General features: G+C 57.6%; 23 protein-coding genes. 7 read left to right on the plus strand and 16 right to left on the minus strand.

The features are described 5' to 3' along the window. The first annotated feature begins 194 nt into the window (after nt 1–194). A complete protein-coding gene (locus AC2FD9_RS08550) occupies nt 195–1,013 on the plus strand; it encodes a DUF2189 domain-containing protein (RefSeq protein WP_496755475.1) in 819 nt (272 codons plus the stop codon). Between the two features lie 48 nt (nt 1,014–1,061). Here AC2FD9_RS08550 and AC2FD9_RS08555 read toward each other — a convergent pair whose 3' ends face one another. Together AC2FD9_RS08555 and AC2FD9_RS08560 are read right to left on the minus strand one after the other, a co-directional pair. Continuing rightward, a complete protein-coding gene (locus AC2FD9_RS08555) occupies nt 1,062–1,598 on the minus strand; it encodes an SRPBCC family protein (protein ID WP_282170632.1) in 537 nt (178 codons plus the stop codon). 104 nt (nt 1,599–1,702) lie between these two features. Continuing rightward, entirely contained in the window at nt 1,703–2,353 is a 651-nt protein-coding gene (locus tag AC2FD9_RS08560) for a carbonic anhydrase (RefSeq protein ID WP_282119743.1), read from the minus strand. Between the two features lie 153 nt (nt 2,354–2,506). On the opposite strand from AC2FD9_RS08560, the gene AC2FD9_RS08565 reads away from it, so the two are divergent. The 3 genes from AC2FD9_RS08565 to AC2FD9_RS08575 all read left to right on the plus strand — a co-directional run bounded on the left by AC2FD9_RS08565 (nt 2,507) and on the right by AC2FD9_RS08575 (nt 5,067). Further along, nucleotides 2,507–2,887 carry a hypothetical protein gene (locus AC2FD9_RS08565; protein WP_496836369.1) on the plus strand — a complete coding sequence of 127 codons (381 nt, stop codon included), beginning with the start codon at nt 2,507–2,509 and terminating at the stop codon, nt 2,885–2,887. A 63-nt stretch (nt 2,888–2,950) separates the two neighbouring features. Beyond that, entirely contained in the window at nt 2,951–4,333 is a 1,383-nt protein-coding gene (locus tag AC2FD9_RS08570) for a leucyl aminopeptidase family protein (RefSeq protein WP_496836370.1), read from the plus strand. After that, complete coding sequence (locus tag AC2FD9_RS08575) at nt 4,330–5,067, plus strand: C40 family peptidase (RefSeq protein WP_496836372.1); 738 nt, start codon at nt 4,330–4,332, stop codon at nt 5,065–5,067. The genes AC2FD9_RS08570 and AC2FD9_RS08575 overlap by 4 nt, the downstream gene beginning before the upstream one ends. Here the strand turns inward: AC2FD9_RS08575 and AC2FD9_RS08580 are convergent. The 13 genes from AC2FD9_RS08580 to AC2FD9_RS08640 all read right to left on the minus strand — a co-directional run bounded on the left by AC2FD9_RS08580 (nt 5,064) and on the right by AC2FD9_RS08640 (nt 18,960). Further along, nucleotides 5,064–5,414: a DUF2794 domain-containing protein gene (locus AC2FD9_RS08580; RefSeq protein WP_058275250.1), complete on the minus strand. Its 351-nt coding sequence runs from the start codon at nt 5,412–5,414 to the stop codon at nt 5,064–5,066. The genes AC2FD9_RS08575 and AC2FD9_RS08580 overlap by 4 nt on opposite strands. Nucleotides 5,415–5,490: 76 nt before the next feature. Continuing rightward, the gene (locus AC2FD9_RS08585) at nt 5,491–7,155 is read right to left on the minus strand and encodes an ABC transporter permease (RefSeq protein ID WP_496836374.1); all 1,665 of its coding nucleotides are present in this window, start codon (nt 7,153–7,155) and stop codon (nt 5,491–5,493) included. Nucleotides 7,156–7,274: 119 nt separating this feature from the next. Continuing rightward, nucleotides 7,275–8,492 carry a phenylacetate--CoA ligase family protein gene (locus AC2FD9_RS08590; protein WP_496836376.1) on the minus strand — a complete coding sequence of 406 codons (1,218 nt, stop codon included), beginning with the start codon at nt 8,490–8,492 and terminating at the stop codon, nt 7,275–7,277. A 19-nt stretch (nt 8,493–8,511) separates the two neighbouring features. Then, nucleotides 8,512–9,345, minus strand: a complete 834-nt coding sequence (locus AC2FD9_RS08595; RefSeq protein WP_496836377.1) for an ABC transporter ATP-binding protein — start codon at nt 9,343–9,345, stop codon at nt 8,512–8,514. 75 nt (nt 9,346–9,420) lie between these two features. Then, nucleotides 9,421–10,701: an ABC transporter substrate-binding protein gene (locus tag AC2FD9_RS08600; protein WP_496836379.1), complete on the minus strand. Its 1,281-nt coding sequence runs from the start codon at nt 10,699–10,701 to the stop codon at nt 9,421–9,423. Between the two features lie 75 nt (nt 10,702–10,776). Further along, nucleotides 10,777–11,853 (minus strand): branched-chain amino acid ABC transporter permease, encoded by a 1,077-nt coding sequence (locus AC2FD9_RS08605; protein WP_058275085.1) that lies wholly within the window; start codon nt 11,851–11,853, stop codon nt 10,777–10,779. A gap of 3 nt (nt 11,854–11,856) precedes the next feature. After that, complete coding sequence (locus tag AC2FD9_RS08610) at nt 11,857–12,114, minus strand: hypothetical protein (RefSeq protein WP_058279215.1); 258 nt, start codon at nt 12,112–12,114, stop codon at nt 11,857–11,859. A gap of 4 nt (nt 12,115–12,118) precedes the next feature. After that, entirely contained in the window at nt 12,119–13,105 is a 987-nt protein-coding gene (locus tag AC2FD9_RS08615; protein ID WP_058279216.1) for a branched-chain amino acid ABC transporter permease, read from the minus strand. 29 nt (nt 13,106–13,134) lie between these two features. Then, the gene (locus AC2FD9_RS08620; RefSeq protein WP_058275088.1) at nt 13,135–13,953 is read right to left on the minus strand and encodes an ABC transporter ATP-binding protein; all 819 of its coding nucleotides are present in this window, start codon (nt 13,951–13,953) and stop codon (nt 13,135–13,137) included. 78 nt (nt 13,954–14,031) lie between these two features. Next, nucleotides 14,032–15,975 carry an AMP-binding protein gene (locus AC2FD9_RS08625; protein ID WP_496836468.1) on the minus strand — a complete coding sequence of 648 codons (1,944 nt, stop codon included), beginning with the start codon at nt 15,973–15,975 and terminating at the stop codon, nt 14,032–14,034. A 509-nt stretch (nt 15,976–16,484) separates the two neighbouring features. Then, nucleotides 16,485–16,883 (minus strand): 8-oxo-dGTP diphosphatase MutT, encoded by a 399-nt coding sequence (mutT, locus tag AC2FD9_RS08630; RefSeq protein ID WP_058279219.1) that lies wholly within the window; start codon nt 16,881–16,883, stop codon nt 16,485–16,487. Then, nucleotides 16,880–18,106 carry a bifunctional glutamate N-acetyltransferase/amino-acid acetyltransferase ArgJ gene (gene argJ / locus AC2FD9_RS08635; protein ID WP_496836382.1) on the minus strand — a complete coding sequence of 409 codons (1,227 nt, stop codon included), beginning with the start codon at nt 18,104–18,106 and terminating at the stop codon, nt 16,880–16,882. Before argJ ends, mutT begins: the two co-directional genes overlap by 4 nt. A gap of 5 nt (nt 18,107–18,111) precedes the next feature. Continuing rightward, the gene (locus AC2FD9_RS08640) at nt 18,112–18,960 is read right to left on the minus strand and encodes a peptidylprolyl isomerase (protein ID WP_109313769.1); all 849 of its coding nucleotides are present in this window, start codon (nt 18,958–18,960) and stop codon (nt 18,112–18,114) included. A gap of 176 nt (nt 18,961–19,136) precedes the next feature. Between AC2FD9_RS08640 and secA the strand changes: the two genes are divergently transcribed. The 3 genes from secA (at nt 19,137) to AC2FD9_RS08655 (ending at nt 24,462) form a co-directional block, all read left to right on the plus strand. After that, nucleotides 19,137–21,854 (plus strand): preprotein translocase subunit SecA, encoded by a 2,718-nt coding sequence (gene secA / locus AC2FD9_RS08645; RefSeq protein ID WP_108860649.1) that lies wholly within the window; start codon nt 19,137–19,139, stop codon nt 21,852–21,854. 100 nt (nt 21,855–21,954) lie between these two features. After that, the gene (locus AC2FD9_RS08650) at nt 21,955–22,881 is read left to right on the plus strand and encodes a hypothetical protein (protein ID WP_109313770.1); all 927 of its coding nucleotides are present in this window, start codon (nt 21,955–21,957) and stop codon (nt 22,879–22,881) included. A gap of 24 nt (nt 22,882–22,905) precedes the next feature. Beyond that, nucleotides 22,906–24,462: a phosphate ABC transporter substrate-binding/OmpA family protein gene (locus tag AC2FD9_RS08655; RefSeq protein WP_058279222.1), complete on the plus strand. Its 1,557-nt coding sequence runs from the start codon at nt 22,906–22,908 to the stop codon at nt 24,460–24,462. A gap of 3 nt (nt 24,463–24,465) precedes the next feature. On the opposite strand, the gene radC is transcribed toward AC2FD9_RS08655, so the two are convergent. Then, nucleotides 24,466–25,221, minus strand: coding sequence for a RadC family protein (gene radC, locus AC2FD9_RS08660; RefSeq protein ID WP_282119755.1), 756 nt, complete (start codon nt 25,219–25,221; stop codon nt 24,466–24,468). Between the last annotated feature and the right edge of the window lie 14 nt (nt 25,222–25,235).

Consider the following 25,235-nt stretch of genomic DNA (forward strand, 5'->3'; position numbering starts at 1 on the left):
CTGCGCTGTCAGTGGGGTTTATTTTTGGCAGGCAGCGGAATCTTCGCGGACTCGAAGGGCGTCCAGGATCGCCCGGGAACCTTGCTCTTGTCCTTTAGCTGATACACACTTCGATACGCAGCAGGGGCTACTTTCGCCGCAATGCCTGTTGTCGAACCGACAAGTACGATTCCGCCCTTTTGGAGGAGTGTGTCATGACATCCAAAACCAATGGGTCCTCGCCCCCGGACAACCTGACGCCGCAGCAGCAAGCCATGCCCGAGGTGAACACATTGACGGCGGCAGATATCAGCGCATCGCTAAAAGCCGGATTAGCCGATTTTCTGGCACGCCCGGTCATGAGCGGCTTTTTTGGCCTATTCTATGCAATTTTTGGGATTCTGTTTGTCTGGTGTCTGGTCTGGCTTGGCAAAATCTGGATGATCATTCCCGCGGCTGTTGGCTTTCCGTTGGTTGCGCCTTTTGCCGCCGCCGGGCTCTATGAGATGTCTCGGCGGATGCAAAACAACGAGGATTTCGGATGGTCTGATATCCTCACCGTCATGGCCAACCAGCGAAAGCGTGAAATGGGCTGGATGGCCTTTGTAACCCTGTTCATTTTCTGGGTATGGACCTATCAAATACGGCTTTGGCTGGCGATCACGCTGCAAAATGCATCGTTTTCTGATTTTGACCGTTTTCTGAACATCGTCTTCTTTACGCCGCAGGGCTGGACGTTCCTTGTCATAGGTACCTGTGTGGGCGCATTTTTGTCGGCAGTCCTGTTCTCGGTAACGGTCGTCGCCATGCCAATGCTGCTGGACCGAGAGACGAACTTCATTTCCGCGATGATCACATCCATCCGGGTTGTCACCGGAAACCCAGTGGTCATGCTCAGCTGGGCAGCGATTATCTCGGTCACGATGTTGCTGTCGATGTTACCTGCATTTCTAGGCCTGATCTTCACCCTTCCGATTCTGGGCCACACCACGTGGCATCTTTATCAAAGGGCTGTTTCCCCAGCCGAGGGGTGATCAGACCGATCAAACCCAGCCGTCGCGAAATGCATCGAAGCGCCTGATTTACCCCTGCCCCTCGACCAATGCTTTGAGGTTTGTCAGACCGCGCTCGTAATCTCCGCCGACCCATTTATCCATCATCAGACCCATCCAGCGTGACATGGGGTTCATGCCTAGATCGGATTCGAACCCCCAGGTCACCTGAGTCTGATCGCCCTCTGGTGTCAGATCGAACGAGGCCGATGCGGACCCCATCGGGCCGAAATCAAGCGCCGTTTTGACGGTTTGATCCGGGACACTTTCGACGATTTCCTGTGATCCCGTGCCCACCTGTGGGTGTTCAGACGTCCAGTTCAGGGTGTTGCCAACGCCCGCCTCAGGTCCGCTGTAGGACAATTGGGTTTCGGGATCACGCGTCAACCAGGGCGACCATTTTTCAGTTTCCTGCATCGAATTCACGTAAGGAAAGATCGCGCTGGCGGGTGCGTTGATCGTGATGCTGCGGGACAGTTCGGCCTTGCCGGGCAAAAGGTAAGACACGCCAACCAGAACCAGGATAAGAACAAGCAGAGTGATGAGAATACGTTTAATGAATCGCATGACGCGCTCCTGATCGAAAGAGTTTGGTTTCGATCATAACAAAAAATGGCGCGAAATCAGAGACCTGATCCGCGCCATTCAAAAATTCTCAGATGCCAGCCCGTTTAGACAACCACGAATTTCTTCTCGGCCGGGTCATAACATTGCAGGCCACCCTCACCGATGTCGGTCCACAGCCCATGCAAGCTCAGCGAGCCGTCATCTACCGCAGATGAAACGAAGGGAAAGGTCATCAGGTTCTCCAGCGATGCCACGACTGCCTGCCGTTCAAACTGCCGCGCTTGATCGACGCTGTCTTCAACATCGGCAACCAAGTCATATTTCGGTTTCAGGATGTCCATCCAGCGGCCGACAAAGCTTTCTTTCGCCTCCAGTTGCGGGGCTTTTCCCTTGCACATGTCAATGCAGCCCTGAACGCCACCGCATTGCGAATGGCCAAGAACGATCAGGTGCGCGACTTTCAACGCCGTAACCGCATATTCGATTGCCGCACTGGTGCCGTGGTGATCGCCATCAGGTGCGTAAGGCGGCACAAGGTTTGCGATATTGCGGTGAATAAAGAACTCGCCCTGATCGGCACCGAAGATCGATGTCACGTGAACCCGGCTGTCACAGCACGAAATCACCATCGCACGCGGGCGCTGCCCTTCAGTGGCCAGGCGGCGATACCAGACCTGGTTTTCCGAATAGGTGGTGGCTTTCCATCCGTGGTACCGCTTGACCAGATAGGTCGGCAGAGGTTTGGCTAAGTCCATTCTCATGTCCCCGTTCTTTTGTCTGTCGGCTGCTGTAACCTGAATTCGCAGAAAATTCGACCCATTTTCCAGCATCGACGCAAGGTTTTGCAAAGGATTTTACCGCCAATGTCCAACTATGCCGTGGGGGCGTAGAGAATTGGGGTAGATGTGGTGGATAAAATAGTCACGCTTGAACAAAAGGAAACCGTTCGGCTGGATACGGACCGCTTGAACGGGCTGTATCACCAATTGGGCGACAGGAACGCATTGGATGTTTTGTGCCGTACGGTCGAGGAATTGGCCGTGCGCCTGTCAAACTGCGAGCGATTTTGGCGTCAGCGCGACTGGGCCGGGCTGCGCAAATGCGCCCGGTCATTGGTGGCCATCGCCGAACAGATTGGCATGACCGCGCTGGCCCGAGTCGCCGGTGATGTGGCGCAATCTGTGGATGTTGGGGATGCGGTCGCGACGGGGGCCACCCTGTCGCGCCTGATCCGTGTAGGTGAGAAATCGCTGACCGTGATCTGGGATCAGCAGGATCTTTCCCTCTGACGGGGCTTGCGGACGGATCGTGGGCGGCTAGGCTGAGCGTAATTCGAACCAGCCGAGATACACATGACCCTGTCCTTCGCTTCGCCATCCGAACCCTCTGTTCCGCTGCATGTCATTTCGCAACCCAATCTTGACGATTGGTTGAAAGACCAGCCAAGCCACATCGCATCGTGGGTCGAGGTCAGCGGATTCACCGGGGCCATGGGGCAAGCTCTGCTGATCCCGCAATCGGATGGTACCCCCCAAATGGCCTTGGCGGGTTACGGAAAAAGCAGCAAGCGCGCGCGCAAACGGTTCCCGCTGGCAGCGGCGGCCGAAGCCTTGCGGAAGGGAACCTATCACATCGTGTCCGGTGTGCCCGCAGATGCGCTAAGCAACGAGTGCCTTGGTTGGCTGCTATCGGGATATGCCTTTGACCGTTACGCAAATCAATCACCTCCCAAGGCGCGACTCATTGCACCCGAAGATGTCGATGCCGCGCGAATTGAGGCGCTGGCCAATGCAGAGGCGCTAACCCGCGATTTGGTCAACACACCGGCCTCGGACATGGGACCGGGTCAGCTGCAGGCCACAGCCGAGGATTTGGCTCAGGAATTCGGCGCGACATGTTCGACGATTCAAGATAACGCCCTGCTGGACCAGAATTTCCCGCTGATTCACACGGTCGGACGCGCCGCCGCGCAAGCTCCGCGCTTGATCGAGATGACATGGGGCAACACCGGGCCCAAATTGACCCTTGTCGGCAAGGGTGTGTGCTTTGACACTGGCGGACTGAATCTGAAACCAGGGAATTCGATGTCCCTAATGAAAAAGGACATGGGCGGTGCGGCCAATGTGCTGGGTTTGGCGCGGATGATCATGGCAACAAAGCTGCCTTTGCAACTGCGCGTGCTGATCCCGGCGGTTGAGAATTCGGTCGCGGGGAATGCCTTCCGTCCGGGGGATATCCTCACCTCGCGCAAAGGTCTGACGGTGGAGATTAACAACACCGACGCCGAAGGGCGGCTGGTTCTGGCCGACGCATTGGCGCTGGCGGATGAGGGTGAACCTGACCTGATCATCTCGATGGCGACGCTGACCGGTGCCGCGCGCGTGGCGGTTGGCCCCGATCTGGCGCCCTTTTACACCGATGACGATGGCGCGGCAGACGCACTGGCCAACGCTGGTCGGCAATCGGCCGACCCTGTCTGGCGGATGCCTTTCCATGAACCCTATGAGGCGATGATCGAACCCGGCATTGCTGATCTGGACAATGCGCCTTCAGGTGGGTTCGCAGGCTCGATCACCGCGGCCCTGTTCCTGCGCCGCTTTGTGGGTGACAGCCGCTATATGCATTTCGACATCTATTCCTGGCAGCCCAGCAAGGCCCCCGGACGCAGCAAAGGCGGTCTGGGCCAAGGGCCGCGTGCCTTGCTGACCGCCCTGCCCGAGATTCTGAACCTATGACCCGCTTGCGCGTCATAAAGCCGGTTGTTGATTTGTTGCGCAGCCCGAATGGCCCCAGGGACCGGCAGCTGTTGTTTGGCGACCCGGTAGATGTTGTTGACAAAACCGATAGGTGGAGCCGGATCACCTCGGACAAGGACGGCTATCCCGGTTGGGTCAGGTCCGATCAGTTGGGACCTGAGGCGCAACAGACCCACTGGGTCACCGCGCCCGCGACACATGCCTATAAACAGCCCGACATGAAAAGCCAGGACCGCGTATCGCTGAGTTTCGGCAGCAAATTATGCGTGCTGTCGGAACAGAATAGGTTTCTGGAAACAGAACTGGGGTTCATTCCGGCGATTCACGCCAAACTCAGCGCAACTCACCTGACCGATCCCGTAGCGGTGGCCGAGCTGTTTCTGGGCACACCCTATCTTTGGGGGGGAAACAGTCGCTTCGGTATTGATTGTTCCGGGTTGGTTCAGGCCGGTTTGCTGGCCTGCGGCATACCCTGCCCCGGTGATAGCAGCGATCAGGAACGCGAACTGGGTACGGCGCTGCCTGCCGGAACTGAACCAAAACGCGGGGATCTGTTGTTCTGGAAAGGCCACGTGGCATGGGTCTATGGCGAGAACATGCTGCTTCATGCCAACGCCTACCACATGGACGTGACGTTCGAGCCGATGGATCAAGCAATCACACGGATTCTGGAGCAGGGCGACGGGTCTGTAACAGCCCACAAAAGGCTCTAATCAAGGTCAACCGACCGGATCAGCTTGCGTTCCAACACGCGCAGAACGGTGCGCAGGTCATGGCCCCGCTTCAAGATACGCCCGTCCATGCCGATCACCGAATACATCCCCTGTTTGGACCGCAGACGAGGGTGTTTTTCGACCCGGTAGATCGGATGCTCTGCCGTGCGTCTGAAAATGGAAAAAACTGCCATATCGCGCAGGTTGGAAATGCCATAGTCACGCCATTCTCCGGCGGCGACCATCTTGCCATAGACAGACAGTATATGTGACATCTCGCGCCGGTCGAACGCGACGGGCATCTGGGCCGAGTTTGCAGAAAACCGGCTGGGAGGCTGCATGTTCATACCCTCAGCCTTGCCGGAAAACGCATTTGAATCAAGTCCGGTGCCAACAGGTGTGGTAAATTTGAATCGTTTCGTCCTACCGCCGCCCAACTTGCCGACAGATCAGAATCACCGGCAAAAGCCCAACTGCCAGGATCACAAGCGAGGGAACCGCTGCCCCCTCCAACCGCTCGTCTGAGGCCAGACGATAGGCCTGGACCGCAAGCGTATCAAAGTTGAATGGGCGCATGATCAAGGTCGCGGGCAGCTCTTTCATCACATCCACAAATACGATCAGCAAGGCCGTCAGCAGCGAGGGTGTCAGTATTGGTAGATGCACTCGTCGCAAGGTACCCAGAGGCGATTGGCCCAAAGACCGGGACGCGGCATCCATATTGGCGTGCACAGTACTCTGCCCGCCTTCATACGCGCTGAGCGCTGCCGCCAGAAAGCGCACCATGTAAGCCGCCACCAGCAACCAGATTGACCCCGTCACCAGCAGACCTGTCGAGACGTCGAACGTCTGGCGCATCCACGAATCCAGCGCGTTGTCGAATCTGGCGAAGGGTACCATCAGGCCAACGGCGATCACGCCGCCGGGCACCGCATAGCCCAACCGCGCCAGATAGCCGGTGGTCGATGATCCCCGACCCGGGCGAAGGCGCTGAAAGAACCCAACACAGATCGCGGCGCAGACCGTAACCACGGCGGCCACTCCGGCAAGTGTCAGCGAGTTTTGAATGAACCCGAGATATCGCCGCGACAACAGGTTTTGTTCCGAGGTCAGACCCATCTGGATCAGGATAAATACCGGCAGCAAGAACCCCAGCACCACTGGTATAACGCACAAGGTTATGGCTGCTGCGGATTGCCAGCCCTTAAGCTGCGCCGAAGGCAGCGAGGCATGGCTTTTGCCTGCCTGATAGTACTTTGCCTTGCCGCGCTGCGTCCGCTCGGCCACAGCCATGACCAGCGCAAAGCCCAGCAGGCACAAGGCCAACTGCGCCGCACCCGCCCGGTCGCCGATCGAGAACCAGCTTGTGTAGATGCCCGTGGCAAAGGTCTGAACTCCAAAATAGGCGACGGTTCCAAAATCGGCGATGGTTTCCATGATGGCCAGCAGGACACCACCGGCAATGGCCGGGCGGGCCATCGGCAAAGACACGTGCCAGAACGCCAACCACGGGCTTTTGCCCAGCGCACGAGCGGCCAGAAAAGCGGTGGCACTTTGCTGCAGAAACGCAGCCCGCGCCAGCAGATAGACATAAGGGTAGAGCACTAGGATCAGCATCACCGCCGCGCCCTCGGTCGAGCGGATTTCCGGGAACCAATAATCGCGCGGCCCCCAACCCGTCACGTCGCGCAGCGTGGTCTGCACGATACCGGGATGATCCAGAATGAACGTATAGGCATAAGCCAGAACATAGGCCGGAAAAGCCAGCGGCAGGACCAGAGCAATTTCCAGAAAGCGCACACCGGGAAAGCGTGTCATCGTCACCAGCCACGCCGCGCCAACCCCGATAGAGAACGTGCCGATAGCCACCAGAACGACAAGGATCACGGTTGTCAGTGCATACCCGGGTAAAACCGTCTCAAACAGATGCGAGACCGTTTCCGTACCCCCCGTCACCGCCGCCAGAACAACCGCAACCATCGGCAGAAGACAAGCTGCTGCCACCATATAGGCCACAGTGGCCACCAACCGGGTGCCCAGCGCGCCGCGATTGCGTTTCCCGTGTTCTGAATAGTCGATTTCGGCCATGGACCTGGATTGTAACTGGCGTTGGCTATTGATCAGCCTTTAATCGACCAAAATGCTAAGAAACACCAGTGCAGGGAAAACAAATCTGCGGCACATACTGCCGCAGACATGGCTCGGGGTTATTCGTAAACGCGCTGATCCTCGATCACCAACCCGTCCTTCGGCAGTGATCCGGGGGTTACGACCTCGATTGCGCCTTTCAGTTTCAACACCTCGACTACGGATTTGGCATAGGCCATGTCGTCGCCTCCCGCGCTTTCGATCTGGACGGTCATCGTGTCCATCTCTCCCTGACGGGCGGCGATGACGCGGGCTTTGACGATTTCCTCGTGTTTGTCGACCAATGCTGCCACCTGTTCAGGACGCACAAACATGCCCTTGATCTTGGTGGTCTGATCTGCGCGACCCATCCAGCCTTTAATACGCAGATTGGTCCGCCCACAGGGCGACACGCCCGGCATGATCGCGGACAGATCACCAGTGGCAAAGCGGATCAGCGGGTAATCAGGGTTCAAAGAGGTCACCACAACCTCACCGACCTCACCCGGCTCTACCGGTGTTCCGGTGCCAGGGGTGACAACCTCGATGATGACATGTTCGTCGATGATCATCCCTTCCATCGCGGCGCTTTCATAGGCGATGTTGCCCAGATCGGCCGTGGCATAGCATTGCAGGCAGGAAATACCCCGATCAGCATAATCCTGACGCAAAGATGGGAACAGCGCGCCGCCGCCCACAACAGCCTTCGAGAAGTTCAGGGCCACGCCCATCTCATCTGCCTTGTCCAGAATGACCTTCAGATAGTCCGGTGTGCCCGCATAGGACGTGCAGCCCACATCGCGCGCTGCTGTCACCTGCAATTCGGTCTGGCCAGTACCTGCTGGCAGCACAGCGGCTCCTACCGCGCGTGCGCCGCTTTCAAAAATCATACCAGCTGGCGTCAGGTGATAGCCGAAACAGTTCTGCACAATATCTCCGGGTCCGACGTCGGCGGCGTTCAGGAAACGCCCCATGCGCCACCAATCATGATCCGTGCTGCCGGGCTCATAGATCGGACCGGGAGACTGGAACACATGATGGAAATGTCGGGCTGGTTTGACGGTAAATCCGCCGAATGGCGGACGCGACGCCTGTGCTTGCGCCAGATCGGATTTCCGCAAAACCGGCAGTTTCACCAGATCGTCGGCTGAAATCACCGCGCTGGTATCCGCATCGGCCAGATGCGCAGCAAAGCCCGGAGCGGACAGGGCGCGGTCAATCTGAGTACGCAGCGCCTGCGCCTGATCAGCGGAGCGTTCATCGGCTGATCGGGTTTCGAGAGCGTCGTAGTAGGTCATCGCCAGATCCTCCATTCGCTTACAACCACCTCTTGCGGCGGCGGTAAGACCGCACGTCACGGAAGCTTTTGCGGCCTTCGTCGGACATGCCCAGATAAAATTCTTTAACGTCCGGATTTTCACGCAGATCGGCGGCGGGGCCGTCCATCACAACACGCCCGGATTCCAGAATATAGCCGTAATGCGCAAACCTTAGAGCCACATTGGTGTTCTGTTCGGCCAACAGGAAAGAAACACCTTCTTTCTCGTTCAGGTCCTTCACGATACCGAAAATCTCTTCGACCAGCTGCGGCGCCAGACCCATCGAGGGTTCGTCCAGCAGGATCGTCTCGGGCCGCGACATCAAAGCCCGACCCATTGCAACCATCTGTTGCTCACCACCCGAGGTGTAGCCTGCCTGCGACCGGCGGCGTTCCTTCAGACGGGGAAAATATGTGTAGACCAGTTCAAGGTCCTGCTGGATGGCGGCCTTGCCATCCTTGCGGGTATAGGCCCCGGTCAGCAGGTTTTCTTCAACCGTCAGGTGTTCAAAACAATGGCGGCCTTCCATCACCTGGATGACGCCCTTTTCCACCAGATCGGCAGGATCGCTTTCATGCACGCTGGAGCCGCGATATTCGATCGTACCCTTGGTGACCTCACCGCGCTCGGAATGCAAAAGGTTCGACACCGCCTTGAGTGTCGTTGTCTTCCCCGCGCCGTTGCCGCCCAACAGGGCCGTGATACCGCCCTTGGGCACAGTTAGGCTGACGCCTTTCAGAACGAGGATCACGTGATTGTAGATCACCTCGATATTGTTGACCTCAAGCAGGTTTTCCGACTTGGTGTCAGTGGTTTGTGCCGCATCCAGCATCTGCGCGTGTCCTTAAGCGAGTGTGGGGTTCGGGACGGCGGTCTGCCGCCGCCCCGGGTTGTTCAAAGCGCTGTATCAGCAACGCCCTTCAATGTTGTTTTCTGCTGCATAAGCCGCAGAATCTTCATCGATTAGCGCGCCGATCACTTCACCATCGGTCTGCTTGAAGTCCGAGATCAGCGTCCAGGTTTTGTTTGCTGCATCCCACTGCGTCACGCCGACCAAAGCATCACCGCCATGGTTTTCGCAGGAGACCGAGAAGGTCGGACCGAAGTTCGCCAGGCCCAGTTCTGCCATCTTCTCTTCGGTCATCTCCAGTGCTTCCATACCGGCACGCATCTCAGACGGGGTGATTTCCGCATTGCCCGAGATTTCCTGGGCTTTCTTGATGGCTTCGGCAGCCAAAACAGCCGCGTACAGGCCACGGTTGTACAGAACCGTGCCTACCTGATCGCCCGCGCCAGCAGCCTTGCCCGCATCGACCACGTGTTTCTGCAGGTCATCAAAGACCGGGAAGTCCGTGCCCACGTTGTGGAAGGTCAGCGCCTTATAGCCATTGGCGGCTTCGCCCGCTGGCAGAACATCGTTCTCAGAACCGGACCACCAGATGCCGATGAAGTTTTCCATCGGGAAGCGGATGTTTGCAGCCTCTTGTACCGCAACCTGGTTCATCACACCCCAGCCCCACATCAGGACATAGTCGGGACGATCACGGCGGATTTGCAGCCACTGCGACTTCTGCTCCTGACCCGGGTGATCGACCGGCAGGGCGACCAGCTCAAAGTCGTGCTTTTTGGACAGCTCTTCCAGGGTGCGGATCGGCTCTTTGCCGTAGGCCGAGTTGTGATAGACCAGCGCAATTTTCTTGCCGCTCAGGTCGCCACCGTTTTCCTCAAGCAAATAGTTGACCGCGCCCGAGGCCCCGTCCCAATAGTTGGCCGGGTAATTGAAAGTATGGCTGAAGACGTCGCCGTTTTTGGCCGAGGTCCGCCCATATCCCATCGTGTGCAGCGGAATGTCGTCCGCAGTGACTTTTGGGATCAGCTGGTACGTAATACCTGTGGACAGCGGCTGATAAACCAAAGCGCCTTCGCCTTTGGTGGCTTCATAGCATTCCACACCTTTTTCGGTGTTGTAGCCGGTTTCGCATTCGACCATCCGGATCGGAACACCGCCGATGCCGCCATCGCGCTCATTAAGCAGGGTGAAATAGTCGTTATAGCCATCCGAAAACGGAATGCCGCCAGCGGCGTAAGGCCCGGTACGATAGCTCAGATCGGGGATCACAAGATCCGCCAGAGCGGGTCCTGCAGCCATCAGGGCGCTTAGCGCCGCGGTTGCCAGTTTCAATTTCATCGGGTGTCTCCTCCCTTGGTTAGTCCGATGTTGCATTCAGGCTTGTTCCGCCCGTTTTTTCATTGGGCCGACCCCTTAGTGCGGGAACGGCCATAGTCTGAGTTTCTCTTTCGCCACGCGCCACAGTTGTGCCAGCCCGTGCGGTTCCAAGATCAGGAACATGATGATCAGCGCGCCGACGATCACCAGCTGCAGATGTGCTACGATATCCGTGGGCCAGCCCAGAACGTCGACGCCCACCACTTTCAGGACCACCGGCAGCAGAACAAGGAAAGCGGCACCGGCGAACGATCCGAAAATAGACCCTAACCCTCCGATAATAATCATGAACAGGACTAGGAACGATTTCTGGATACCGAATACTTCGCCGACCTCGACCGCGCCAAGATAGACTGCAAAGAACAGCGCTCCTGCGATGCCGATGAAGAACGAGCTGACGGCAAAGGCGCTCATCTTAGCCTTTAGTGGGTTCACCCCGATGATCTCGGCCGCGATATCCATGTCTCGGATTGCCATCCATGTCCGGCCCGTGGTGCCGCGCGTCAGGTTGCGTGCGATCAGGGCGCTGACGGCCAGGAAAATCAGGCAGAACAGATAGGTGGCCCATGCCGGTGCATTCGGACCGGTGATGATGATGCCAAACACATCCCGTTCCGGCGCGTTGATCTGACCCGAAGCTGAATAGTTGTAGAACCACGGCACCCGGTTAAAGAGCCACACAAGGAAGAACTGCGCCGCCAGCGTGGCCACCGCCAGATAAAACCCCTTGATCCGCAGACTTGGCAGGCCGAACAGCACACCGACAATGGCCGTTATGCCGCCAGCCAGAATGACATGGATGAACATGCTGACATCAGGGAATGAGGTCATCAGCTTGTAGCAGGCATAAGCGCCTACAGCCATGAAACCACCGGTACCCAAGGATACCTGCCCGCAATAGCCCACAAGGATGTTCAACCCGATTGCCGCAATGGCATAAATCAAAAAGGGCAGTAACAGCGCATTGGCCCAATAGTCATTGATGACGAAGGGAATTATCCCGAAAGCCACCGCCAGAACCACATAATACCGATACCGGTCGAACTTAATCGGAAAGGTTTGGCTGTCATCTGTGTAGGAGGTTTTGAAATCCCCGGCCTCACGATAAAACATGTCTTACTTTCCCCATTCTTCCTGCGCCCGGTTGCGGGCCTCGGCGTTCAGCTGCTTGGAGCCTTTTGCATATCCGCTCGCCTCTGAGGCGCGCACAAGTTTCATGTAAGCCAGGATGCCCATGGCGAGTCCGGCAAAAGCCAGAATTGCTGCAATCACCAACTGGCCTTCGGTCAAATCGTCCGAAGTGAGCGCGATGTAGCCAAAAGCCCAGAACCCGGCCCATGCGATCACGTTGATGATGGCGATCAGCTTGGTCATGTCGCTAGACCCTCTCGATGATCTTTTCACCGAACAGGCCCTGCGGCCTGAACACGAGGAAGATCAGCGCCAGAACATAGGCGAACCAGTTCTCGGTCGCACCGCCGACCAGTGGGCCGATGGCAAACTCGAACAGTTTCTCACCGACACCGATGATCAGTCCGCCGACGATGGCACCGGGGATTGAGGTAAACCCGCCCAACATCAGCACCGGCAGCGCCTTGAGCGCGATCAGCGACAGCGAGAACTGTACGCCCGACTTGGTACCCCACATGATGCCCGCAACAAGCGCGACAAAACCCGCAACCGACCACACCATGATCCAGATGAAGTTCAGCGAGATGCCAACCGACAGAGCCGCCTGGTGGTCATCCGCCACGGCGCGCATCGCCCGGCCCTGCTTGGTGTATTGGCTGAACGCGACCAGTGCGGTCACCAGCAGCGCGGCTATCACCGTCGCCACAAGGTCCAGATTGTCGATAAAGAAGCCGTAGCCAAAAATGTTGAACGTGGTCTCATCGATCCACAAGTTGATACCCTGCGGCAGGCCGACATCCAATGTCTTGATCTCGGATCCCCACATCAGGTCAGCCACGCCCTCAAGGAAATAGGCCAGGCCGATGGTCGCCATGAACAGGATGATTGGCTCTTGCCCGACTAGATGCCGCATCACAAAGCGCTGCACCGCCCAGGCCAGCAGAACCATGACACCCATCGTCAGGATAATCGCCACAAACGCAGGTACATTCCATCCGAACTTGTGGATATGCGTCCCGAAAGTCGCGTTGATGAGATGGGCAAACGGGACCTGCCCGTTCATGATCCCGACCAGCGTCATGGCGGCAAACAGGGCCATAACCCCTTGAGCATAATTGAAAATTCCGGACGCCTTGTAGATCAACACAAAGCCCAGCGCGACCAGAGCGTACAGCACACCGGCCATAAGACCGTTGAGGAAAACCTCCATCGCGAAAATCAGCTGATCAGGCATGTGCGCCCCCTCTCATGTCTGTCAGTTGCTCAGTCATGGCTCACCCCCAGATAGGCGTCGATGACTTCCTGATTACTGCGCACCTCGTCCGGGGTACCGTCGCCGATCTTTTTGCCATAATCCATCACGACCACACGGTCGCTCAGGTCCATCACCACGCCCATGTCATGCTCGATCAGCGCGATGGTGGTGCCAAACTCGTCATTCACATCGAGGATAAAGCGGCTCATGTCCTCTTTCTCTTCAACGTTCATGCCGGCCATTGGTTCGTCCAGCAGCAACAACTTAGGCTCGGCCGCCAAAGCGCGGGCTAACTCGACCCGCTTTTTCAACCCGTACGGCAGGCGGGAAACCGGCGTCTTGCGGATGTGCTGAATTTCGAGAAAGTCGATGATTTTCTCGACCGCTTCGCGGTTTTCAACCTCTTCCGCCTCAGCCTTGCCCTTCCACATGGCCTGCTGAAAGAGGTTGGTTTTCATATAGTTCAGCCGTCCGGTCATGACGTTGTCCAGCACGCTCATGCCTTCGAAAAGGGCAATGTTCTGGAACGTCCTAGCAATACCTTGCCGCGCAACTTCATAAGGGCGCATCTGCGGACGCTTGGCCCCATGGAACCAGACCTCGCCCTCCTGCGGGATATAGAACCCGGATATCACGTTCAGCATCGAGGATTTACCGGCGCCGTTCGGACCGATGATCGCGCGGATCTCGCCCTCACGGATATCGAACGAGATATCCTTGATCGCCACCACGCCGCCAAAGCGCAGGGTGATGTTCTTCATCTCCATCACCACGCCGCCGATTTTGCGGCCGTCTTCGGTGACATATCCTTCGGAGTTATCCAGCATCAGTCACTCCCTGACTTGCGGAAAAACGGGACGGTGGGCGGGGCGATGACCGCAGGTCGAGCGGCGCGTGACCGGCCCTCATTCCGCCGCCACCTTGTGCTGAGCAACCGGCACGACCGGTGCATCGATAATCTCAAGCGTTGCGCTGATCGAACCTTTTCGGCCGTCCTCATACGTCACTTCGGTCGTGGTCGAGACCTGCTTGGACCCGTCATAAAGCGCATCGATGATGTCACTGAACTTGTCCTCAACAAACCCACGGCGCACCTTCCGCGTACGGGTCATCTCACCGTCATCCGCATCCAGTTCTTTGTGCAGAACCACAAAGCGATGCACCTGACAGCCCGACAACATCTCATCAGCGGCCACAGACTTGTTCACCTCTTCAACATGGCTACGAATCGTCTCTAACACACGAGGATTCGCTGTCAGTTCCTGATAGGACGCATAGGCCACGTTGTTGCGTTCTGCCCAGTTCCCAACAGCCGTCAGGTCGATATTGATAAACGCCACGCAGCGGTCCTTGCCGTTTCCGAACAAGACAACCTCGAGGATATCGGGATAGAATTTCAGCTTGTTCTCGACATATTTCGGAGCAAACATCGAACCATCGGCCATTTTGCCGACGTCCTTGGCGCGGTCGATTATCCGCAGATGGCCCGAGCTTTCCTCGATGAATCCGGCGTCGCCTGTAGCGACCCAACCCTCGGCATCCTTGGTCGAGGCCGTTGAATCCGGATTGTTGTAATACTCGACGAACACACCGGGTGAGCGATAGTGGATCTCACCCATTTCGTCGATCTTCAGTTCGACATCCGGGGCAGGCACACCAACGGTGTCGGCGCGCACCTCACCATCCGGCTGAACCGTGATGAAAACTGTCGCTTCGGTCTGACCGTAAAGCTGTTTCAGGTTGATGCCGAGCGAGCGGTAGAAATCAAAAATCTCCGGCCCAATCGCCTCACCCGCCGTATAGCCAACGCGAAAGCGGCCATAACCCAGCGTATCCTTGAGCGGGCCATAGACCAGTAGGTTGCCCAGCGCGTATTTCACGCGGTCGCCAAAACTCACCGGCTTCCCGTCCAGTAACAGTCCACCCACTTTCTTGGCATGCGCCATGAAGTGGTGGAACATCCGTTGCTTCAGTTTACCTGCGTCCTCCATCCGGATCATCACGTTGGTCAGCTGAGTCTCAAAAACCCGCGGCGGAGCGAAGAAATAAGTCGGCCCGATCTCACGCAGGTCCGTCATCATCGTATCGGCGCTTTCGGGGCAGTTCACGCAAAAGCCGCACCAATACGCCTGACCGATGGAAAAGATGAAATCGCCAACCCAGGCCATCGGCAGGTAAGACAGGATGTCTTCGTTCCGGTTCAAATGATCGAATTCGGCCGAGTTCTTGGCGCTTTCGATCACGTTGCGGTTCGACAACACCACTCCCTTGGGTTTACCCGTGGTGCCTGACGTATACAGCATGACGCAGGTGCCGTCGTATTCGATCTCGGCAATCCGACGATCCAGTTCCGCATCAAAACGCGCGTGACCGGCGCTGCCTTCGGCCATCAGATCGTCCAATGCGTTCATCTGGCTGTGATCGTATTTCCGCATCCCCCGCTTGTCGGTGTAGAGGATGTGTTTGACCTGATGCAGGTTCTCTTGAATCTCGATGACCTTGTCGACCTGCTCCTGATCACCACAAACGACGTATTTTGCGCCGCAATGATCCAGCACATAGGCCATCTCTTCGGCGACTGCGTCCTGATAAAGCGGCACCGGCACGGCACCCACCATCTGAGCCGCAACCATCGACCAGTAATGCGCCGGACGATTGCGCCCGATCACTGCGATGTGGTCGCCTTTCGCGACGCCAAGTTCCAGAAAGCCCAGGGCAATCGAACGGATTTCCCTGGCCGTTTCGGCCCAGGTCCAGCATTGCCAGATTCCGAATTCCTTTTCCCGGTAGGCCGGGGCGTCCCCGAACTGGGTCGCATTGCGGTGTAGCAGCGCCGGAAGAGAGTGCATCCCTTCAGCGCCCGACTGCGTCTGAGCCAATCTCTTTCTCCTCCCCATCCGACCCCTCCTCCGGGCCGGAAATGGCAAACCCGAGGGTCAACCCCGGACGCCAACGCCCCGATAAGGGACGCAGGAAAGATCAGCGTCAACTTTTTCCTGATGTTTTCTCAATTCTTACGAATTGTAACAGGGTTGAAGGAGTGATTTTCCCTACAGAAAAAGATGCATTCAAATCGGCAAAAAAGAGCAAATTTGGCTAGGACTGTCTTTTCCTCAATCGAAAGAGGAAAACCAATTGAACCAAAAAAACCGCGAGAAATGCAGGAATCGTAAGAAAAGTGATCGGTAGGCAGATGAAGACTGGCCCATGTTGCCTCATCATGTCATCGCATTCTGCGAGTTCGAATGGCAAGTAACCGACCAAAGCTATAAGCACGACACCTGTTAGGATTGTAAAACGCTTGAGCATTCGAGACTAGTTCCTCTCAGACCGAAGAGGGCCCGCAAACGGGCTGCCTCTATAACCAATCTCGCAAAATCGGGATCAGTGGCACATCCGCCGCAGGCATCGGATAGTTCCGCAACTCATTCGCGCGCGCCCATTTAAGCGCCTGCCCTTCCTTAGACTGCGGGATACCCTCCCACTTGCGGCAGGCAAACAGCGGCATAAGCAGGTGGAAATCATCATAGCTATGGCTGGCAAAGGTCAGCGGGGCGAGGCATGAGGCCCAGGTGTCGATGCCCAGTTCCTCGTGCAATTCGCGGATCAGGGCGGCCTCGGGGGTTTCGCCGGGTTCGATCTTGCCACCGGGGAATTCCCAGAGACCGGCCATAGATTTGCCCTCGGGTCGTTGGGCCAGAAGCACCCGGCCCTCAATGTCGATCAGGGCGACAGCGGACACCAGTAAGGTCTTCACGAGCGATAATCCGCGTTGATCTCGATATAGCCGTGGGTCAGATCGCAGGTCCAAACGGTGGATTTGCCTTCGCCCAACCCAAGATCGACCGCAATCACAAGGTCTTGACCTTTCATATAGGCGGCAGCGTCATCCTCACGGTAATCCGGGCTGACCCAGCCCTTTTCGGCAACCAGAATATCCCCGAAGGAAATACTCAGCAGGTCGCGGTCAGCGGCGGCACCGGATTTGCCGATGGCCATAACGATCCTGCCCCAGTTCGGGTCTTCACCAGCAATAGCCGTTTTAACCAGCGGTGAGTTGGCAATCGCCAGCCCATGCACCTTGGCGTCCGTATCCGACGCGGCACCGGTTACACGAATTTCCACAAATTTCGTAGCACCTTCACCGTCGCGCACCACCTGTTGCGCCAGATCCAGCATCACGCTTTCCAGCGCCTCGGCAAACGCCGGGTTGCCGGTGGCATCTACGCCCGAAGCTCCAGTTGCACAGAGCAACAGGCTGTCCGAGGTCGAGGTGTCGCTGTCCACGGTAATACAGTTGAATGTCCGGTCGGTTTGGGCGCTCAGCATCGCCTGCAGGGCGGACTGTTCGACCTGTGCATCGGTAAAGATGTAGACAAGCATCGTCGCCATATCCGGCGCGATCATGCCTGACCCCTTGGCAATCCCTGCGATAGAGACTGTTCTTCCGTCAATCTCGACCTTTACGCTGGACCCTTTTGGAAAGGTATCCGTGGTCATGATCGCCCGCGCTGCGTCCTCGATCGCTTGTCGGCTGAGGCCCGCCTTCAACGCCTCAAGCTGTGCCACGATGCGGTCGTGGGGCAGCGGCTCACCAATCACGCCGGTGGAAGAGGTGAAGACGCGTTCCACTGCAACGCCGGTCGCTTTGGACACTGCTTGCGTGACCTCAGCCACCGAGGTTTGACCATAATGACCTGTAAAGGCATTGGCATTGCCCGAATTCACCAAAATCGCCGCTGGCCCATCGCTGGACCCGCCGATCTTGTCCTGACAGTCCAGCACGGGGGCAGCGCGGGTGGCCGATCGAGTGAACACCCCGGCCACAGATGTGCCTGGATCCAGAACCGCCAACATTACGTCGGTGCGGCCCTGATAACGCACGCCAGCCTCGACGGTGGCAAAACGCACACCGTCAATGGCAGGCAGATCGGGAAAACCCGCTGGCGCGAGCGGCGAAACCTTGGTGATCGCGGCCACTGGGGTTACTCCTGAATCAGATCGATCTGACGGATGACCTCGGGGCCAACACCGTCCAAAGCGGGACGTTCGATCTGCGACTGCTGCGTCAGCTCGTCAATCTTGGCTTGAATCGCGTCCTGCTGAAGAGACTGGGCCAGCTGTTCACGGACGGCATCAAGCCCCGGCGCTTCGGATTTTCGCGTGTCGTTGAGAATGATCAGGTGCCAGCCGAACTGTGTTTGCACCGGATCCGAGATCTGACCCTTTTCCAACGAAACAACGGCGTTTTCGAATTCCGGAACCATCTGGCCCTTGCCAAACCATCCCAATGACCCGCCATTCGGACCCGATGGGCCGGTCGACTTTTCCTTGGCCGTCTCGGCAAAATCGCCGCCGTCATCCAGCAGGGTTTTGATTTCCTTGGCTTCTTCTTCGGTAGCTACAAGAATATGGCTGGCGTCGAACTCATCTTCGCCTTCGAAGTTGCCGAATTCCGCGTCATAGGCTGCCTGAATTGACTCTTCGGTCACAACATCGCCCAGCAACGCATTTACTGTCTGCACCGCCCGCATGGACCGGCCTTCGTTTTCCAGTCCCAACTGGTTCAGCCGGTTCAGATCGTCCTGCTGCTGCGCCAGCAATTGCTGCTGGATCAATTGCTCGATGACGAATTCGTACAGAACATCATCTTCGACCTCGGAGTAATTCGGCGGCAGCGCCGCGACAGATGCGATAACGTGACCCAGTGTGATTTCATCCCCGTTCACATTGGCGACAACCGTATCCGCGTCCGGCTTGGTTTCGGCAGCAACCGGCATCGCCATCACGGCAGCCAGAGCCAGCGATGGCAGAAAAGTGAGGCCTTTGGGCATGGAATCATCCTATTTCTTTGCCGCGACGGGGCGTGGCGTTGACACTCTGGGACCTGCCGCTTACATCGCTTTGAAGCCTTGGACAGGGCCGCCTTTCATCCCCCGTATCTATGGGTTGCAAGCAAGGTGGGCAAGCCTGTCGCAACCAAGACAAGAACAGATCCGCTGGAGTGAACATGCTGGGACTCGGAACGCTCGCCAAAAAGGTGTTCGGAACACCGAACGACCGCAAGATCAAGGCGACCCGCCCGCTGGTCGAAAAGATCAATGCGCTGGAACCTGAGTTCGAAAAACTGTCCGATGAGGGCCTGATCGAAAAGACCGCCGAACTGCGTAAACGCGCACTTGATGGTGAGGCGCTGGACGACCTGCTGCCCGAAGCCTTTGCCAACGTTCGCGAAGGTGCCAGACGCGCGCTGGGTCTGCGCGCCTTTGACGTACAGCTGATGGGCGGCGCGTTCCTGCATCAGGGCAATATCTCGGAGATGAAAACGGGTGAGGGCAAGACGTTGGTTGCCACTTTCCCCGCCTATCTGAACGCACTGACCGGCAAGGGCGTGCACGTGGTCACGGTAAACGAGTACCTGGCCAAGCGTGACGCCGAATGGATGGGCAAGGTGTTTGGTGCCCTTGGCATGACCACCGGTGTGATTTGGTCTGGTCAGCCGGACGCCGAGAAAAAAGCCGCCTACGCCTGTGACGTCACCTATGCCACCAACAACGAGTTGGGCTTTGATTATCTGCGCGATAATATGAAAGCGGAACTGGATCAGATTTACCAAAAGTACCACAATTTCGCGATTGTGGACGAGGTCGACTCGATCCTGATCGACGAGGCGCGGACGCCGCTGATCATCTCGGGCCCGTCCGAGGACCGCTCGGACCTGTATACCGCCATCGACGCCCTGATCCCGTCGCTGCAGGATGACCATTTCTCGTTGGACGAAAAGTCCCGGAACGTGACCTTTACGGATGAGGGAAACGAATTCCTGGAACAGCAGCTGAACGCCAACGGTCTGATCCCGGAAGGCCATACTTTGTATGATCCGGAAAGCACCACAGTCGTTCACCACGTCAACCAGGGTCTGCGCGCACACAAGCTGTTTACACGTGACAAAGACTATATCGTCCGTGACGGCAACGTCATTCTGATCGACGAATTCACTGGCCGGATGATGCCAGGTCGCCGCCTGTCCGAAGGCCTGCATCAAGCCATCGAAGCCAAGGAAGGCGTGCAGATTCAGCCTGAAAACGTGACACTGGCCAGTGTGACCTTCCAGAACTACTTCCGCCTGTATGACAAGCTGGGCGGCATGACCGGCACCGCGCTGACCGAGGCCGAAGAATTCGCCGAAATCTACGGTCTGGGCGTGGTCGAGGTTCCGACCAACAGGCCGATTGCCCGTCTTGACGAAGACGATCAGGTTTATCGCACTGCCGATGAGAAATACGGCGCGATGATCAATGAGACCAAAGAAGCGCAGGAAAAGGGCCAGCCGGTTCTTTTGGGCACAACCTCGATCGAGAAATCCGAACTGCTAAGCCAGCTGCTGCAAAAGGAAGGCATCGAACATAACGTTCTGAACGCCCGCCAGCACGAGCAAGAGGCACAGATCGTGGCCGATGCCGGCCGGTATGGTGCGGTGACCATTGCCACCAACATGGCTGGCCGCGGCACCGACATTCAGCTGGGCGGCAATGTCGAGATGAATGTGCTGCAGGCGCTGGCCGAAAACCCCGAGGCCGATCCTGCCGAGCTGCGAGCCAAGGAAGAGGCCCGCCACGCCGAAGAAAAGGAAAAGGTTCTGGCGGCCGGTGGTCTATATGTCATGGCATCCGAACGTCACGAAAGCCGTCGGATCGACAACCAGCTGCGCGGTCGTTCGGGCCGTCAGGGTGACCCGGGCCGCACAGTGTTCTACCTGAGCCTCGAAGACGACCTGATGCGCATCTTCGGATCAGAGCGGCTGGACAAGGTTCTGACCACGCTGGGCATGAAAGAAGGCGAGGCTATTGTTCATCCTTGGGTGAACAAGTCGCTGGAACGCGCACAGTCCAAGGTCGAAGGTCGCAACTTTGACATGCGCAAAAACGTTCTGAAATTCGACGACGTGATGAACGACCAGCGTAAAGTGGTGTTCAGCCAGCGGCGCGAGATCATGTCTACCGATGACTTGTCCGAGATCGTCTCGGACATGCGCGAACAGGTGATCGACGATCTGATCGACGAACACATGCCGCCAAAAACCTATGCCGATCAGTGGGACACCGACGGTCTGCACGAGGCGATCAAGGAAAAGCTGACCATCGATGCGCCCGTACAGGACTGGGCCGCCGAGGAAGGCGTCGATGATGAACAGGTGCGCGAGCGTCTGGTCAATGCTGCCGATGAGATGATGGCGCAAAAGGCAGCGGCCTTTGGTCCTGAAAATATGCGCAACATCGAAAAGCAGGTTCTGCTGCAGACGATCGACAGTAAATGGCGTGAGCACTTGCTGACGCTGGAACATCTGCGCTCGGTCGTTGGATTCCGCGGTTACGCCCAGCGCGACCCGCTGAATGAATACAAGAACGAGAGCTTCCAGTTGTTTGAGTCCATGCTCGACAGTCTGCGCGAAACCGTGACTCAGCAATTGTCGCGCGTCCGTCCGCTGACCGAAGAGGAACAGCGCGAGATGCTGGCACAGATGCAGGCACAGCAAGCACAGGCACAACAGGCGGTGGATCAAGCTACCGATAAGGCCGAAGCACTGGCCGAAGCTCAGGCTTCAGGCGATGCACGCCCCGGCTTTGTCGAAGACGATTCCTCGACTTGGGGGAACCCGTCGCGCAACGATCTCTGCCCGTGTGGATCGGGCAAGAAATTCAAACATTGCCACGGCCGACTGACCTGACGTCACCTTGATCAAAACACATTGAGTCCGTTTCACGGCCACATATTGGCCGTGATTCAACTTCAGGATGCGACTCGCTCCTTCAACTGGGGAGGGTGTTTTGTTTGTAATAAAGAATTACGTGACCACTGGCGGCACCGTCGCTTGTGCCTTAGCCATTGGTTACCTGATGCAAAATGGATCGCCAGCGCAATCGGATGGCGCGCAGGCTCCTGTAACTGTGGCTGCCGCCAATCAGTCCTCGGTGATTGCCGGGCTGGAAGGAATTGTTCTGACCTCCTCGCTTCCGGCCGCTGATGCAACCACCGACATCAAGGCATCGCGGCGAGCCCTGCAACCCGCCCGATCGACCCCCTCTGATCAGAAAAGCTGCACTCTCAGTGCCCGCGCAAAATCCGTCCCCGGCGCTGCGGCGCGCCTGACCGTCAAAGCCCCCTGCCACGGCAATGAACGGATCGAAATCCATCACAGCGGACTAACAGTTACCCAACGAACGGACAAAAACGGCGCTTTGGATCTGACGATCCCGGCCCTGTCGGAATATGCGATCTTTCTGATCTCGGTAGATGATCAGACCGGGACCGTAGCCACCACTCACATCCCCGACCTGGCCAACTACAACCGCATCGCACTGCAATGGCAGGGTGAGACAGACCTGCAGATCCATGCGCTGGAATTTGGGGCCAGCTATGGAACCGCCGGACATGTATCGTCGAACCCTGACGCGAAAGGTGCGGGTAAGGTCGTGCATCTGGGCCAACAGGCGTTCGGCGACGCGCAGAATATCGAAATTTATTCCTTCCCTGCAGGCGAAACCAGCCAGACCGGTTCGATCGAACTGACGGTGGAGGCCGAAGTGACCGAGGCAAATTGCGGCCGGGATTTGGCCGTTCAATCACTCGAGCTGCGTGGCGATCGCCGCCTGCGGTCGCGCGATTTGACGCTGCCCATGCCGGATTGCACGCGGGCCGGTGATTTTCTGGTGTTGAATAATCTGCTCCAAGACCTGACAATCGCGGCAAATTAAACCGCAGGCAGGCTCGACTTTCTTATGACATTTTTTCGTGTGGCAGTGGCCACACTGATTTCGGTGACTCTGGCGTCATATGTGCACGCACAGGATATCACGCTGACCTCGCAAGACGGCAAGGTCGAGGTCACAGGCAACCTGCTGAGCTTTGATGGCGAGTTCTATCGCGTGGATACGCAGTTCGGTGAGCTGACAGTGGATGGGTCGGGTGTTACCTGCGAAGGACCCGCCTGCCCCAACCTTACGGATTTCGTGGCCGAGGTTCGGTTCTCTGGTTCCTCCGTCATGGCGGAAAAGGTACTGCCGGCCCTGATCGTTGGTTTCGCCCAGCAAGAGGGGATGTCGGCGACGCCGCAGCGTTTGGATTCGGGCGCATTCACCTATGAGCTTCACCAGACCGGGCGCGATGCTCCTTTGGGACGGTTCTATTTCGCCCCCAACAACACAGGTAGCGGCTTTGCGGATCTGATCGCCGATGAGACCGATATCGTCATGGCACTGCGTGAAATTCGCCCATCGGAACAGGAGGCTGCGCAGACCGCTGGTCTGGGTGATCTGGCAGATGCAAGGCGTTCCCGGGTCATCGCGCTGGACGCGCTGGTCCCAATTGTGGCCCGGGAAAACCCGGCGCGGCAAATTTCGCCCGCAGAACTGATGAGCGTGTTTTCCGGCGAGATCCAAAACTGGTCTGAATTAGGAGGACCCGATGCGCCCGTTTCCCTGCACTTACCAGACGCCGGTTCAGGTTTGGCGCAAGGGGTTGAGGATCGGTTGCTGGCCCCCGCTCAATCCACGCTGGCCGAGGGAATCGTCCGTCACACCCGTAGCAGCGATCTGGTTCGCGCTGTTGCTGATGACCCTTTTGCCATCGGTATCGCCAGCCATGCCGAGGTCGGGCCTGCCCGGGGCCTGCCTTTGACCGGCGGTTGCGGTCACGCGCTGACCGCCACGCGGCAATCCATCAAGACCGAAGACTATCCGCTGACATCGCCGATGTTCCTGTATCTGCCGGAAATCCGCCTGCCCCGCATCGCACGGCAATTCCTGGCCTATTCGCAAAGCGCCGAGGCACAGATGGCGATCCGCGATGCCGGATTTGTGGATCAAGAACCCGAAACCATGCGGATCGGGTTGCAAGGGGATCGTCTGGCCAACGCAGTGGTTTCAGGTGGTGCCGAGGTCGGGTTGGAAGAGTTGCAGCGCATGATCGACACGCTGCGCCCGCAATCGCGCCTGTCGCTGTCGTTCCGGTTCGAGGCAGGTTCCTCAAGACCCGATGCGCAGTCACGCTCAAACATCCGGCAATTGGCCCATGCCCTTGAAACCGGAGCCATCGACGCGCGCAAACTGACCTTTGTCGGTTTCAGTGATGGTGACGGCGCGGCCTCATCCAATGCCAGAATCGCATTGCTGCGGGCAAAAACCGTGCGCAACGCGGTGCTATCGGCGGTAGAAACAGCCATTCCGGATAGCGTCGAGATCGCCGTGGACGCATTTGGCGAGGCGATGCCTATGGCCTGTGATGACACGGACTGGGGTCGCAAAGTCAATCGTAGGGTCGAGGTCTGGGTTCAGTAACCTTTACAAATAGCCCTCGGACCGAAAGCTCAACTCATTCGATTTGCCAATAATCAGATGGTCATGCAGCGTCAGGCCCAGCGCGACGCAGGCATCCTGAATTCGGTTGGTCATATCGATATCCGATTGCGAAGGTGTCGGATCGCCCGATGGGTGATTGTGTACCAAGATTAGCGCCGAGGCATTCAGCTCCAGCGCGCGTTTGGCTACCTCACGCGGATAGACGGGAACGTGGTCGACAGTGCCTTTGGCCTGTTCTTCATCCGCGATAAGTACGTTCTTGCGGTCAAGGTAGAACACGCGAAACTGCTCAGTCTCGCGATGCGCCATCGTCGTATGGCAATAATCCAGCAGCGCGTCCCAGCCTGATACGACGTGCCGTTGCATGACCCGCGCGCGGGTCATCCGATGGGCACACGCTTCAAGGATTTTCAGGTCGGTGATCACCGTATCGCCTACGCCTTTGATTTGCCGCAGCCGTTCTTCGGGTGCGGTCAGCACGCGGTTAAAGTCGCCAAACGTATCCATCAGCGCACGGGCCAGGGGTTTGACATCCTGCCGGGGGATTGAGCGGAACAGGGCAAGTTCCAACAATTCGTAATCCGGCATTGCCGCCGACCCACCAGACATGAACCGTTCGCGCAATCGTTTGCGGTGATCTTTGATATACGACGGCAAGCGACCAGACGGCAGCGGTTGCACCGGGGCTTCGTCGGTTTCAAACAGCATCGGGGCTTCGGCAAAGGCGTCCTGAGTCATTGGACCACCGTGCC

This window comes from Ruegeria sp. YTSC230, from assembly GCF_059609665.1.